The following is a 14419-nucleotide window of genomic DNA, read 5'->3' on the forward strand; positions in this document are numbered from 1 at the left end:
GGGAGTGGCGAGTCGCGGCGACACGATCGAGCGAAGGTGGTTGTATGGGGACGATGGGGAAGTGGGACCGCGCGCGGATCGAGAAGTTTCAGAAGGCGCTCCTAGACGCCTTTCCGAGTCGTCCCGCGCTCGAACAGCTGGTCTCGTACGGTCTCGACGAGGACCTGGATACGCTCACGTCCGACAAGAGCCTGCAAACCGCCGTCTTCGAGCTGCTCAAGTGGGCGAGGGCGCAAGGAAGGCTCGACGCGCTGCTCGAGCAGGCCCGCCGAAGAAACCCGGACAACCCGGAGCTTCGGACCTTCGTCGAGGAGAGGGTCCCGTTCTTGGTGCCCTTCCGTCAGGAGGCGACGTTCTTCGGTCGCGACGAGGATCTTAGGCGACTTCACCACGTCTTGACGAGCGGCACCGCCGGCGTCCAGCGCGCCGCGCTCGTCGGGATGGGTGGCGTCGGCAAGACGCAGCTTGCCCTCGAATACGCCCACCGTCACCGGAACGATTATCCAGGCGGCGTCTACTGGGTGAACGCGGCAGCGCCTCTCGTGGCGGAGCTCGCAAACCTTGCGGAGAGGCTCGGGCTCAGCGAGGACGCCGTATCCGAGGCCGAGCGACCCGGGCGCCGGGTGCGCGCCTTCGAGCGGCACCTCTACGACAACCCTGACGCGCTGGTGATCTTCGACAACATCGTGGATCCGCTGGCGCTCCGCAAGGCCGCGGCAGGCATCGTCCCCTGGGAGCTACCGTGCCGGCTGCTCGTCACCACGCAGCGGCACGACCCCGATGCGGGCTTCGAGACGGTTCCTTTGGGGGTGCTTCGCGAGGACGCCGCCGTTCGCTTGCTCCTCTCGAGCCATGCGCGGAGAGGCCTCCTTGAATGCGATCGCGCGGAGGAGCGCGACGTCGCGCGGGCAATCTGCCGCGCGCTAGGCCACCTGCCGCTGGCGATCGCCCTGGCCGCCGCGTACCTCGGCAAGTCACCAGGTCTCCCGCTCTCCGACTACTATGCGCGATTACGCCGGGAGGGAGCGCTGGTCACAACGGATGCCGCCAAGGTGTACGCGATCCGTACTCCGCTCCAGCACGAGGTGATGGTGACGGTCACGCTGCGAGCCCAGTGGAACGCGCTCGGGCGCCCCGCAGCGCACCAAGCGCTCAAGGCGGCGGCGCTGCTCCACCGCGCGGCGCACGTGTCGCGGGCGACGCTCGCGCACCTCACCGGGCTGTCGGACAAGGCGAAGAATGGATACACCGCGCCGCTCGAGGAGGCGCTGAACGAGCTCTTCGAATGGTCGCTTGCCGAAGACGCGACGCAACAGGAAACACCGAGCTACAAGGCGATCCGGTTGCACCCGCTCGTGCGGGACTTCGCCATGAGGCAGATCGACAATCAGGAAAGGTTTGCCGCGGCCTGTGCGCAACGGCTCGGTGGGGCACTCGGAGATATCGGCCGGATCGAGGCGGAGGTCCGAGAGCGGGGGCTCGACGCCGTCCTCGCAGATCTGCGCCTGGGCGAGGCGCTAGCTGCCCCCGGAGAGCGGGAGCGCTTCCGACGGCTGCTGCGCCCGCTGGATCGGGTGGCGCACTGTCTGCGCCGATGGACGCCGGAATATGGCGACGGGTTCTTCCTCCAGCAGGTCCGCAACGTCAGCTTCGAGCTTGGCATGGACGAGGTGCAAGCGGAGGCCGAGACCGCCCTGCAGGCGCGTGGAGCGATGTGGCTGCGCGAGCGGCTCCGCACCAGCCGCGAGTCCGATGCGCTGGTGCGAACGCTGGCCGGTCACACCTCGTCCGTATGGGCGGTCGCTCTGCTACCCGACGGTCTATCGGCCATCTCCGCGTCCCACGACGGGACGCTCAAGCAGTGGGACATCTCGAGCGGATGCGAGCTCCGCACGCTGGCTGGCCACCCGGAGCCCGTGAACGCCGTGGCGGTGACGCCGGACGGTCGCTTCGCCGTCTCGGCGTCGGAGGACGCCACGCTCAAGGTGTGGGACCTCGCGACGGGCCATGAGCTCCGCACGTTGCCCGGCCATACGGCGCCGGTGACCGGTGTGGCGGTAACGTCGGATGGGCGCTTCGCCATCTCGGCGTCGACGGACGGCGCGCTCAAGGTGTGGGACCTCGCGACGGGAAGGCCGGTTCGCACGCTCTCCGGTCATTCCCTCCCCGTCAATGCCGTGGCCGTGACGCCGGACGTGAGGCTTGCCGTGTCAGCGTCCGAGGACTGTACACTCAAGGTTTTCGAGGTCGCGACAGGCCGCCTCGTCCACACGCTCGAGGGTCATGTCGAAGGCGTCCTCGATGTGGCGGTGACGCGGGACGGTCGTCGCGCCATCTCCGCGTCAGCGGACCATACGCTCAAGGTGTGGGACCTGCAGCGTGGCCGAGAAATTCGCCCCCTCATGGGGCACAAGGACTGGGTGAACGGCGTCGCGGTGACGCCGGACGGCCGCTTTGCCGTCTCCACGTCGTCGGACAACACACTGAAGCTCTGGGATCTATCCAGCGGCACCGAGATCCACACCCTTGAGGGACACGCCGAGTCGGTCAAGGGGGTGGTGGTTACGCCGGACGGTCGTCTCGCAATTTCCACATCTCATGACAACACCCTGAAGGTGTGGGAACTGTCGAGCGGGCGCGAGGTCTGTGCGCACGAGGGTCACGCGTGCGAAGTGTCCGGGATCGCCGTGACACCCGACGGCCGTCGTGCGGTCACCGCGTCGTGGGACCGCACGCTCAAAATATGGGAGCTGTCGACCCGTGCCCACGTGCGCACCCTGGAGGGGCATACTGCGCTGGTGATGCGTGTCGCGGTGACACCCGACGGGCTTTTCGCGGTCTCGGCGTCGGAGGACACGACGCTCAACGTCTGGGAGCTCTCCACCGGCAAGCGTCGCGCGCTCACCGGTCACACCTGGGGCGTGACAGGGGTGGCGGTGACGCCCGACGGGTGCTTCGCGGTCTCGGCGTCGCGTGATCGATCGCTCAAAATTTGGGAGCTGTCGACCGGTCGTATTCTGACGACGCTTACAGGCCACACCGCTGGCGTGAACGCTGTGGCGGTGACACCGGACGGGCGCACGATCATCTCGGCGTCGGAGGACAAATCTCTCAAAGTTTGGAGCCTGTCGAGCGAAAATGCGCAGTTCGATCTCCCTGGGCACAGTTTGAGCGTGACCGGTGTGGCGGTGACGACGGACGGTCGCTTTGCGATCTCCGCGTCAGAGGATATGACGCTCAAGGTGTGGAACCTCGAGACGAGGAAGGCGACGTGCACCCTGAGGGGCCACACGGCGATCGTGACCGGCGTGGCGGTGACCCTCGATGGACGCTTGGCCATTTCCACCTCGGAGGACGCCACCCTCCGCGTCTGGGATCTCCACGAAGAGCGCTGCATCGCCACGCTCGAAGCGCACACGCCGCTCCTCGGCTGTGCGATCGGCCCTGGAGGTCGCACGTTCCTCGCCGGCGACGGCGCGGGTGGCCTCCACGTCCTCGACTGGATCGATCCCGCGGCGGAGCCGCCCGACGGAGGCGACGCACAGCCCGTCTCTCGGAGCTCCGACGAGGAAGCGCGGCCCCCCGCTCCCGCGACATCGCCGCGAAGACCTCCTGGGGCAGCCGCCCTGCGCGGTGCGTCGGACAAACGCGGTGTCGGCGATACGCCGGCCAAAGGAGGAAAATCCCCTGCCGCGCGGCAGCGCGACCTCGCCGCCCATGAGGTGAGAACCCTGATAAGCGACGTCTTGCGCAGCGACAGCGACCTCGACGCCTTTTGCTTTGACCACTTCCCCGAGGTACATGGACGGTTCACCAATGGGATGGATCGCACCGCGAAGGTCACGTGCCTGCTCCAGCACGCACCGCACAAGCTCATCATCGAGGCCTTGACGAAGCGCCGCCCGAAAAAGCCTAGGTAACCGTGCGACAACAGCGGGACGCTTCATCACCTATCGTTCCGACTCGAACTATCCCGTGAGCCTTCGCGCCGCGGCGTCAATGCCTCGCTTGACACGCAGTACGGGCGTTTGCTCTTCCGGAATTTGCCAGATCTCAAGCGCGGCGCAGGCGAGCCGGAACGCCGGTTCTATCGGCTCGTCGAATGCGATCGCTTCATAGAAGGCCGCGGCGAACGCGGCTGCTGCCTCGTCGCGAATAGCTTGACGCATGCCGACGGCGCAGGCGATGTGCCTTACCAGCGCCCCTGCGAGCGGCTCAGTATCACAGGCGTTGAGCACGACGAGCTGCAAGCGATGCTTGAGAATGCTGATCAGGTTTACCAACGCATTCGCTTCGACAGGAGCGATGTTTCCGTCGTCGTCCTCGAAGAGGAGCTGCGCTCGGCCGGAGCCGTGGCCGGAGAAGTGCAGCACGTGCGGCTTTTCCTCGAGGAGCAGTCGCTGAAGATCGCTGCGCCGGACCGCCCAGCGTGCCACGACGTCGATGACGCGCTGATGCGTACCCGCGCCGAGCCGCTCTTTAATCCGTCGCTCCTCGCGGCTGAGGTCGAGCTGGTTCGTCGACGTCGGGTTGGAGGCGAGGAAGAGGATCTTGATAGGGCCGCCCTCCGCGGGCGTTGGGGCCGCCCGCGGCGATCGCTCGAGCAGCCGCAGGTGCTTGGCGAGCAGCCTGGGGTCCGCGTACTGGAGGAGGATGTTCGTCTTGCGTACCCGGTCCATCCCGTCCGTGAAGCGACGACTCGCCTCGGGGAATCGGTCCCCGACGAATCCCTCAAAATCGGCGTCGGATTGAAGAAGCCTGTCGACGCGCGCACGTAGCTCGGAACGGGTGGGCGGCATGGCGGTGGCGAGGAGCTTACGCCCGATCCAGCGGCGCGCGCCAGGTCGCGTCGGCGGCAGTGGCCATCCGAAATTCTTCGGATGGTGGAACGACGCGCCCGGATCTACCGTCCTGGCCACGTTCGCGCGCCCGCGCGGCGCCTGGGAGGGCCTGCATGTCAATTCCTCACGCTCACGGGTTAGATCTCCTCGACTGGTACACGCGGCGCGCCCGCGCCTTTCTGGAGCTGCATGCGGGCCAGGACCTTCCGGCCATCGATGCGCAGGCGATCCGGCTCGAGCAGCTGTCGAAGACAGTGGGTGAAGAGGTCGCTGTCTGTTTTCTGGGCGCCGCCGGCGTCGGCAAGAGCACGCTCCTGAACGCGCTGGTCTCCGATCGCTACAATATCCTTCCTCACGGTGGTGTCGGACCGCTGACAGCCCAAGCGACGGTCGTCCGATACGCGGAATCGCCGTACTTTCGGGCAAGCTACTTCCCGGCCAAAGTGTTGAACAAGGTGCTCTTCGCGCTGGAACGCGCTCACGAACGCACCGCGACCATCGCCGGGAGCGGCGCCGACGACGTCGCGACGCAGCTCGACGAGGAGGATCGGCGAGAGGCCGAGGCCACCCTGCCGATGCTCGACGAGAGCGGCCGCGCGGAAGGCCCCTGCGACAAGCTGGACGCCTACCGGCACCAGGTGCGCCTGATGATCCAGGGACGGCAGGAGGGCGAGATCGACACGACGTACTTGATGGATGCCCTCCGCGCCGCGCTCGGCCTGCCGGCGCGCTGGGGCCGAGCGCCCACGCCCGACGACGCCGCCCGCATCGAGTGCCTCCGCGCTTGCCTCCAGCTCGCGCGGAACGAAGGCGTCCACCGCGAGCGGCACGCTCAGGGTGACATGCGGGAGCTGCTCATGGATCTGCGCGACCACGCCTCCGGCTATCTGGCTCCACTCATCCAGCGACTCGAGGTCGGCTGGAACGCCGACGTCCTCAGGGATGGGCTCGTGCTTGTCGACCTGCCCGGCGTCGGCGTCGCCAATGACGAGTACCGCCGGGTCACCGCGGAGTGGGTGCGCGTGCGAGCGCGCGCCATCGCGCTCGTCGTCGATCGCGCGGGCATCACCGAGGCGAGCGCCGAGCTGCTCCGATCGACCGGCTTCCTGAATCGGCTACTCCTCGACGGCAACGAGCCGGGCGTCGACCCCGTGTCGCTCTCGACGATCATGGTGAAGGTCGACCAGTCCGCGGACAGCGCTTGGCACGACGAGACCGATTTTGACGAGGTGGGGGCGCGGTCATGGAGCGTTCACTTTCGCGAGCTCCGCGGTCGCGCCATCGAGCTCATGCGGGCGCAGGTGCGGCAGGAGCTCGATAAACTCGCTGCCGATGGCCACGAGACGCTTAGATCGGACCGCGCCGCCGTCCTCGCTCGGGTGCTCGAGACGATGCAGGCGCACGCCGTTTCGGCCCCCCAATTCCGGTCGTTCCAAGTGCCCCGGAAGGACGCTCCGCCGCGCATCGACAGCGCAGAAGAGTCGGGCATCCCCGCGGTGCGCGCGGCGCTCCACGACCTCGCCATCGCCCACCGCGAGCGTCTCCGCGCCCGCGCCGCGGACGCCGCCAAGAGCTTCCGGGAGCGCATCGACGCGGCCATCTCGATGGTTCGCGCGCAGTGGGAGGCGGACGAGCGAGCCGAGCGTGAGGCACAGGCGCTGAGCGATGACCTCGAGGCGTTTCTAGCCCCTCGGCAGCGAGAGCTCGACGCGCGACGAGGCGCCTTTCGGGAGTTTCTTCACGAGAGCGTCTCGACGCTGATTCAGAGCGAGGTGCAGTCGGCGGCGCACGTCGCGCGGGAAGAGATCAACCGTTACCTGCGCCGGCTCGGTGAGCTCCCCTGGGGAACGCTGGCCGCCACCGTGCGCAAGGGCGGCGCGCACGTCAACTCGAAGGGCAAGCGGATCGACCTGCCGAGCGAGCTGGCGCTCCGCTTCGAGGAGCCGGTCGCGGTGATCTGGTCGAAGCAGATCCTCGCGGCGCTGCGCAAGCGCACCTCGGTGCTCGGTCAGGACTATGTGGAGATGGTCGGGGAGGTGGTCGCGTGGGCGCGCGGTCAAGACGCGCGCGTGCAGCCTCGCTTCGTCGAGGCACTGCACGACAACCTCACGGCGCAGACGAAGGATCTCTCTTCGATCGGCAAAGATGCCGTCGACGAGCTCAAGGGCAAGGTCCGGACGCAGCTCTACGAGGAGCTCGTGAAGAAGGTTCGAAGGCGGTGCGAACGATTCGTGTTGGAGGGCAGTAACCACGGCCTCGGGGTAAAACGGCGCATCCTCGAGCTCTACGGCGAGCTCGCGGAAGAGGTGGTTAAAGTAGGACAGCCCATCGCGACAGAAATTCTTCTCGGCAACTACCGCGAAGTCGAACAGGAGATCGCGGGCCGCTTCAACGCCTACCGGAACCCGCTGGACGGAGCGCGCGACGCCATCGTGCGCTCCCATGAGGATAGCGTGCGTCGCAGCGACGCCCAACGCCGCAAGCGCGTGCTGGCGGAGATCGACGCAATCCTCGACGCTCGCCCGAGGGGCGCGAGCTACGCGGTGTACGCATGAGCGCCGCGCGCGTGCTCTTCCGAAAGGCGGGTGAGCCTCAGCTCTACGCCCTGCTCAGACGCTACGACAACTTCGGCATCGAGGAGCTGGATCTGATCCGCCCTCCGCGTCGCTTCTGGGCACCGAGCGAAACGGCGCCCTCCGGCGTGGAGATGAACGTGGACGCTCGCCGTGTGCAGGCGTGCCCCTCGCCGTCCGATCTGCTCGCCACGCCTCCGAGTGATAACTGGTCGGCGCTGACGCGCCGGAGCCTCGCGCGCCTCGCGGCGTGGTTCCTGATCGTCGAGGATCCGCAGCGACGGCTGGACGCGCAGCCGATTGTGACGCTCGCCCACCAGGCGAGCATGGTGCAGCACATCCGCGAGCAGCCCTCGCTCCGCCGCGTGCTGCTTGCGGATGAGGTCGGCCTGGGTAAGACGGTGGAGGCCGCGCTCTTGATCAAGGCGCTCGTCACGGAGCGGCCCGGCGCGCGGGTGCTTTACCTCGCTCCTGCACGCCTCGTGCGCAACGTCCGGAGCGAGCTTTCGAAGCTCGATCTTCTCTTCCGCTGTTGGGTGTCGACGGGCGAGCGCGACGCCACGCTCGACGACGCACGCGTCGTCGCGAGCATCCATCGCGCCTGCCACAAGGGCCGGATCGATGAGGTCCTGGCGGCGCCGCCGTGGGACATGATCGTGGTCGACGAGTGCCACCACCTCTCGGACTGGGCCCCCGGCGGTGGAAGCCCCGTGGCGCAGTACAAGCTGGTGCAGAAGCTCGCGGAGCGCCTCGGCGAGGATGGCCGCCTCCTTCTCATGAGCGGCACGCCGCACCAGGGCCACCCGGACCGCTTTCGCAACCTCCTGCGGCTGTTGCAGGCCAAGGGAGAGGTCGAGTCGCAGCTTGCTGGCCGCGTGCTCTATCGCACGAAAGAGGACGTGCGTGACTGGGATGGTCAACCGCTCTTCCCTGGCCGTCGTGTCAATCCACCTCTCGTTCTCGACTTGGGCCCTGAGCACCGCCGATGGCTCGCTGATATTCACGAGCTGTTCGAACCGGGCAGCCGCGCGGCAGCGGACCGATCGGCGCAACGACGTGCCGCGGGATGGCGAGCCGGTCAGGCGCTTCAGTGGGCCACATCAAGCGTGCAGGCAGGTCTCGGCTACTTGGTACGGCAGGCGCTTCGCGCCGGCTGTAAGCTGGAGTCGTTGCCGGGGCTGCGTGAGGCCATCGGCGCGATACGCCCCTACCGGCGCGGCGTACCGGACGAGCCGATCGACCGCCTCTTCGCGCGTATCGCGGACGAGGTCAAACAGCAGTTCGATCAGGCCGATGTGGAAGACATCGAGGAGATGGATGAGGAAGGCCGCTGGCGCCCGGATCTCGCGCTGCTTTCCGAGCTCCTGCGCGACGGCGTCGCCATTCACGGCGCGTCGGGTGATGCCAAATGGGACTTCGTCTTTGAGCGCGTGCTGCGACCCGCCGGCGAAGAGAAAGTGGTCCTCTTCGCGCAGCCGATCGAGACGGTGACGGCCGTGGCAGGCTGGCTCGCGCGCAAGACGGGACACCGGCCGGCGCTGATCCTTGGAGGTCAGTCCGAGGAGGAGCGCGCCGAACAGATACAGCGCTTCTGGGACCCGAACGGCCCGAGATACCTTGTGTCGTCGCGGGCGGGTGGCGAGGGCATCAACCTCCAGGTCGCCCGCCATTTAGTGCACCTCGATGTCCCCTGGAATCCCATGGATCTGGAGCAGCGCGTCGGTCGTGTGCACCGCTTTCTTTCGAAGCGGACTATCTTAGTAGATACGATCGTGGTCAAGGACAGCCGTGAGGTGGACACGTACGCGTGCGCTCGCGAAAAACTGAAGACGATCGCGAGCACCCTCGTGCCGGAGGAGCGCTTCGAGGCGCTCTTCGGCCGGGTGATGTCGCTGGTGCCACCCGAAGAGCTCTCCGACATCCTCGTCCAGGGCCCGGTCGGTCCACTGAGCCCCGAGGAACGCGAGAAGATCGCCGATCTGGTGACACGCGGCTTCAACCAGTGGAAGGGCTTTCACAGCCGCTACGCCAAGCAGCAGAACGAGATCCGTGGGCTCGACCCCGGGCAGGCGACGTGGGCCGATCTAGCAGCGTTGGTCGAGGACCACCTCGGCGCCAAGCGCGCCGAAGGCTTCTCGGCGCTGCACTTCCTGGAGCAGAACGGCGAAGTCGTGGAAACGTCCAAGGCCGCGCACGTCCTTGCGATCGAGGGCTCGCCCTGGGCCGCCGGCGATTACGGTGGCATGCCGGTCGTGCGCGACGACGGCGTGAAGGCCGAACAGCTCGGCACCAACGTGCTCCCCGTGACCCGCGCACTACGGGCGCAGGGTCTGCCAGAAGCCCCGGTGGGCGCCGCGCACGTGCGCTGGCCGGATGGAGCGCTGCGCCCGCACGAAGGGCTGTTCGGCGTCTTGGTCCTTGCTCGGCAGTCGATGCGCTGGGAGCAGGGCTCGTATACGGAGCATGCGACGACGCTGCACGCCTATGCGATGGCCGCGGACGGGCAAGTGACGCCGGTGAAGGCGCGCGCGAAGGGCGACCTGGTGCGCGTGCTGGTGCGGGCGACGGTGCGGCGCGAGGCGGAGGAGGCGCCGGCGCTTTTGGCGGCGATGCAGAAGGCCGAGGCGGATCTGTGGAACGAGCTGCGCCGTCCGACGGACGCGGATCGGGAGGCGCGGGTGGTGCACGCGGTGACGCCGCTCTTGGCGGCGGTGGTCTCTTGAGGTCGATGGAGACAACGCCGCTGCGCGAGGAGGCGGAGCTCGGCTTCGCAGACGCGGAGGTGATTAAGAACCTTAATCTCCTGTACGAGCTCCACCGGACGCAGCCCAACACGATTATGCAGCCGACGATCTGCAGCAGGCCGCGGATGCTGGCCACACGCTGAAGCCGTGCGACTGGATGATGCGCGAGGTCTGGAACCGAGAGGTAATTGTGTACGGAGGGCGATAAAGCGGCCACGAGCGCGCCGAAGCGGAGCATGAAGGTGCCACGATGAACAGCTCCAGGCAAGCTCCAGGCAGAAACACGGAACGGGCCAACGTCACCACGACGAGGCCACCTGTACACTGCGCATAGTCATAGACAATTAGCTCGGCGACTCTCTCAAGGAGGTCATAACATGTCAACATATTACGTCACGAAGATTCGGAAGCAGAGCGTCACGAACAAGGATGGAAATACTCACGAACATATCATCGGTGTGGTGACGAAGACTGAAGCGTTCTACACGAACAAGGAGGTGGTCGACAGCCTCGACGAAGGCCACGAATGGTATACGGAAGTAAAAAATGAACCCAAGGCAAAGATCAAGAAAAGGGGACATTGCCCAAAGTCGAACTGCGGTCACAAGCCATACCTCACCACTGACCCAGATCATACAACCAAGAACAATCTCGAGAATCTGCCACGTGGCTGAACGATAGGCCCGCCACGCGGAGAGGCGGAGAGATGCGCCGCTGCACGCGCTTCAATTGCCGACCATCGTTCGTTGACAGCGGATGGCAGTTGGGCCCTGCCCAGCCATCCGCGCCGCGGCCGTGCTGTCTGCTCTGGCACCATGTAGCGCGACACCTGTCACCCGGATACCTACCGCTCACGCTCGTACCGCGACCACGCGGCTAGCCAGCCGCGCGGTGGCGCGCTCAACCCGCGGCTCCCCCCCGGTTCGCCTGGACACGCTCTCGTCAGCTCGTCAGCTTGAGCCAGGCTCGAACCAGCCGCGTGGCCGCGCAGCCTACCCTCAATGTCTGGTATGCTCGCGGTGTGCCTTCCGCCCGCTATCCCCGCTCCGCCGCCGAGATCCTCCGCACCGTCCCGCCGCGCCACCGCGCCGTGCTGCTCGGGTTAGGCGTGAACCTGGACGACCCTGCGGACGCGGAGCTCTTCGTCTCGGGTGTCCATGCCGCAGACGACGCGATCGCGGCGCAGGAGCGCTGGGAACGGGAGAGCGGACGACGTTGAGCTGGTCCATCCCGAAGCGCGACCCGGGACCGCCTGCCTGACGCCCCCCGAAAACCGGCGACGGCGAGGCTCGGGCCGGCTATCTGCGTGGCCCGCGGAGACGTGAGCCGTGACCCAGAACATCTACGACGATCCCGGATTCTTCGAGGCCTACAGCCAGCTTCGCCGGTCCGTCGAGGGCCTTGACGGCGCGCCGGAGTGGCCTGCCCTTCAGGCCCTCGTGCCCGACCTGACGGGCCTGCGCGTGGTGGACCTTGGCTGCGGGTTCGGCTGGTTCTGCCGGTGGGCGCGCGAGAACGGCGCAGCTTCTGTGCTCGGCCTGGACGTGTCCGAGCGCATGCTGCAGCGGGCCAGGTCAGAGACCTCGGACGAGGCGATCCTCTATACGCGGACGGATCTGGAGCGCCTCGACCTGCCGGAGGCGGCGTTCGATTTCGCGTACAGCTCCCTCGCCCTGCACTACATCGAGCACCTCGGCGGGCTGCTCGCCGCGGTACACCGGGCCCTGGCGCCTGGAGGGCGCCTGGTCTTCTCGGTCGAGCACCCGATCTACACGGCGCCGAGCCGACCCGGCTGGCGCGTCGAGGCGGACGGGCGCAAGACCTGGCCAGTCGATGGCTATCTGGCGGAAGGCCCGCGCACGACGAACTGGCTGGCCGAGGGCGTGGTGAAGCAGCACCGCACCCTGGGCGCCACGCTCAACGCGCTCATCCGCGCAGGCTTCGTCATCTCGCACGTGGAGAATGGGGCCCGACCGAAGCGCAGATCGCCGCCCTGCCGGAGCTCGCGGAGGAGCGCGAGCGGCCAGTCTTCCTGCTGGTGGCCGCCCAGCGCTAGACCTCAAACAAGCGCTTGGCGACCCTCGAAATGGGCCGAACCGCCGTCTCGAATCGCCGAGCGGATCCGTCCTGCCGGAGAGCCGGGATTCGGTGATCGTCGCTGCGGCTGGTCAAGGATCCCTCGTTTCGTGGTTCGAGGTTGTGGGTTCGCGGTCGGGCTGCCCGTGCCTCAGTGCGTCGGGCAGCCCCGGCCGTCAGAGCGCATCAAGGAAGCGGAAGAAGATGGGCAGCTCGGGACGCCAGGCAAGGAGCCGATAGACGAGAGTTCGACCGGTATGGAGGATCTGCGCCGGAACGAGAATGAAACGCTGCACGAAGGAGCGGAATTCCATGCGCAGAACGCGCTCTCGATCGGCTTGGTGTGCTTCGTGCCATCGCGGCGCCGTGGGCATGAGCAAAGAGAACCAAGCCTTGAGCGACCACGCGAGCGACGCGATCACCATATAGGCCCAGTTCGACTCGAGCGTGTTCAGCGGGGCGCGCAACGCCGGGACGCCGCTCTTCAATTGCGCGAGCAGATTTTCCTGGTTGCAGCGGCAGTTGGCCTCGCGGACGACCTGCTCGCACGTCATCTCGCGATCGTTGGTCACGTAGAAAAAGTAGCGGAAGGTCTGTCCCAGGTACCGCTGGCCCCTTTCCTCAACGATCGTCTTGCGAAGCACGACGAAGCGGTACGATCGCGCCGCCTTGGTGGGTCGATGCTCGAATTCCGCCAACTCCTCACGCTCGAGGCGCATATTACGATACTCGCGCTCACGGACGATCTGCTCCTTGATGCGTGGTTGCTTCGCGCGCCGCTTGCTCTCCTCGAAGAGGGTGTCGGCCTTGCGAACGAGCTCTTGATAATCGCTCACATCGTCACCTTCAGCGCGTGCCACCATCGGCTTGTAGGCATCGTACCCGAACACGAAGCGTACGCCGTCGTCGTGCCAACGGTCGAAGTACGCGGCCTGCGAGAAGGCCGTGTCGCCGCGCAGCAGGATGTCCGTCCAGCCGGCGCGACGGCAGAGCGTGATCGCGCGCGCGAAGAATTCGGGCGCTCTCTCCTCGGAAGGTCGGTTCCCGCTGCGGTTGACGACGAACAGCGGCTCCCCGGTGTTCGCCAGCGAGACCACAAGCGGGTGGTAGCCCCATATTCCGTTGTACGCGATGTCCATGCCCTGCTTGCACTCACCGCTGGTGGCGACGAGCGAGCCGTCCGCGTCGATTCGCGCCGTCTGCTCGAAGAACGCCTGCGACTGCCTCTGCCAGACGCCGACGCGCACGTCGTTCACGACGTCCATCAGGCCCTGGATCTGCTCGGCCCCGAAGCGCCTGCAGAAGTCGCCCGCAGTGGTGGGATCCGGGATCGTACGCGCACCGAGCGCATCGAGGAACGCCCTGTCGTTGCGGCGCACCTCGATGTCATCGAGCACCGCTCCGCCGCACAGGAAATTATAGGCAATGTTGAGAACATGGTCGGCCTCGCTGTACGGGCGCCGGCGCTTCAAGATCGGCAGCCTCGTGTCGAGCGCGGTCACCAGCCCGACCTTCCAGGCCAGTTGATGAATGGCCCCGAGCCCGCCACAGGGGATGGCGTGAACCCGGTCGGACGCCTCGTAACGAATCGTGCGTGCAGCGAACTCGGGACCCGTTCCACGCGGCTCGCGTCCGCCCTCGACGGGCTTCAGTCGGCGCGCGATCTTTCTCGCTTCACTTTCGGCCCAATTTCGTCGATCCTTCACCTGAAAAGCCTCCGGGTGTTTTGTGTCAAGCTTCAGCAACTCGACGAACACCCGGGCTTTTCATTTTGATCCCGCTACGAAGCGATTTCGACGCGCTTGATCGAGGGCTAGAAGGGTCGACGACCTCGCGAGGTCCCGTCGAAGAGCCCGCGCCAGGAAGCCCGAAGCTATCCCGGCGCCCCCGCCCGGGGCGGCCGGCATGCTGTGAACCCATCCGGGTGAGCTGGCACGTCCACGCGGGAGATGGGTCGCACCCATCTCCCGGTGGACGTGCCTCCAACAAAAGATGGGTCGCACCCATCTCCCGGTGGACGTGCCTCCAACAAAAGATGGGTCGCACCCATCTCCCGGTGGACGTGCCTCCAACAAAAGATGGGTCGCACCCGTCTCCCGGTGGACGTGCCATGTGATCTCCGCGGGGATTCCGCGGCGATGTAGGGTCGAACACGGGAGCGACGACGAGACGTCGCTCGTGAGGA

8 protein-coding genes and 1 pseudogene are annotated in these 14419 nt (G+C 66.7%); 7 read left to right on the forward strand and 2 right to left on the reverse strand.

Going from position 1 to position 14419, the window contains the following annotated elements:
• Positions 1-53: 53 nt before the first annotated feature.
• Complete coding sequence (locus tag WMF28_RS30525; protein ID WP_437596883.1) at positions 54-3920, forward strand: effector-associated domain EAD1-containing protein; 3867 nt, start codon at positions 54-56, stop codon at positions 3918-3920.
• Positions 3921-3968: 48 nt separating this feature from the next.
• On the opposite strand, the gene WMF28_RS30530 is transcribed toward WMF28_RS30525, so the two are convergent.
• The gene (locus WMF28_RS30530; protein WP_437596884.1) at positions 3969-4919 is read right to left on the reverse strand and encodes a CHAT domain-containing protein; all 951 of its coding nucleotides are present in this window, start codon (positions 4917-4919) and stop codon (positions 3969-3971) included.
• A gap of 35 nt (positions 4920-4954) precedes the next feature.
• On the opposite strand from WMF28_RS30530, the gene WMF28_RS30535 reads away from it, so the two are divergent.
• The 6 genes and pseudogenes from WMF28_RS30535 to WMF28_RS30560 all read left to right on the forward strand — a co-directional run bounded on the left by WMF28_RS30535 (position 4955) and on the right by WMF28_RS30560 (position 12214).
• Positions 4955-7396 (forward strand): dynamin family protein, encoded by a 2442-nt coding sequence (locus WMF28_RS30535; protein WP_437596885.1) that lies wholly within the window; start codon positions 4955-4957, stop codon positions 7394-7396.
• Complete coding sequence (locus tag WMF28_RS30540; RefSeq protein WP_437596886.1) at positions 7393-10137, forward strand: DEAD/DEAH box helicase; 2745 nt, start codon at positions 7393-7395, stop codon at positions 10135-10137. Before WMF28_RS30535 ends, WMF28_RS30540 begins: the two co-directional genes overlap by 4 nt.
• Positions 10138-10142: 5 nt before the next feature.
• Positions 10143-10301: a hypothetical protein gene (locus WMF28_RS30545; protein ID WP_437596887.1), complete on the forward strand. Its 159-nt coding sequence runs from the start codon at positions 10143-10145 to the stop codon at positions 10299-10301.
• Between the two features lie 234 nt (positions 10302-10535).
• Entirely contained in the window at positions 10536-10832 is a 297-nt protein-coding gene (locus WMF28_RS30550; protein WP_437596888.1) for a DUF3892 domain-containing protein, read from the forward strand.
• A gap of 347 nt (positions 10833-11179) precedes the next feature.
• Positions 11180-11377: a hypothetical protein gene (locus WMF28_RS30555; RefSeq protein ID WP_437596889.1), complete on the forward strand. Its 198-nt coding sequence runs from the start codon at positions 11180-11182 to the stop codon at positions 11375-11377.
• A 109-nt stretch (positions 11378-11486) separates the two neighbouring features.
• Positions 11487-12214 (forward strand): annotated as a pseudogene (locus WMF28_RS30560) (class I SAM-dependent methyltransferase).
• Between the two features lie 196 nt (positions 12215-12410).
• Here the strand turns inward: WMF28_RS30560 and WMF28_RS30565 are convergent.
• On the reverse strand, positions 12411-13940 hold the full coding sequence (locus WMF28_RS30565) for an IS1380 family transposase (RefSeq protein WP_437604211.1): 1530 nt from the start codon (positions 13938-13940) through the stop codon (positions 12411-12413).
• Positions 13941-14419: the final 479 nt, after the last annotated feature.

Origin of the sequence: Sorangium sp. So ce590 (genome assembly GCF_051521365.1) — a bacterium.
Lineage (GTDB): Bacteria > Myxococcota_A > Polyangia > Polyangiales > Polyangiaceae > Sorangium.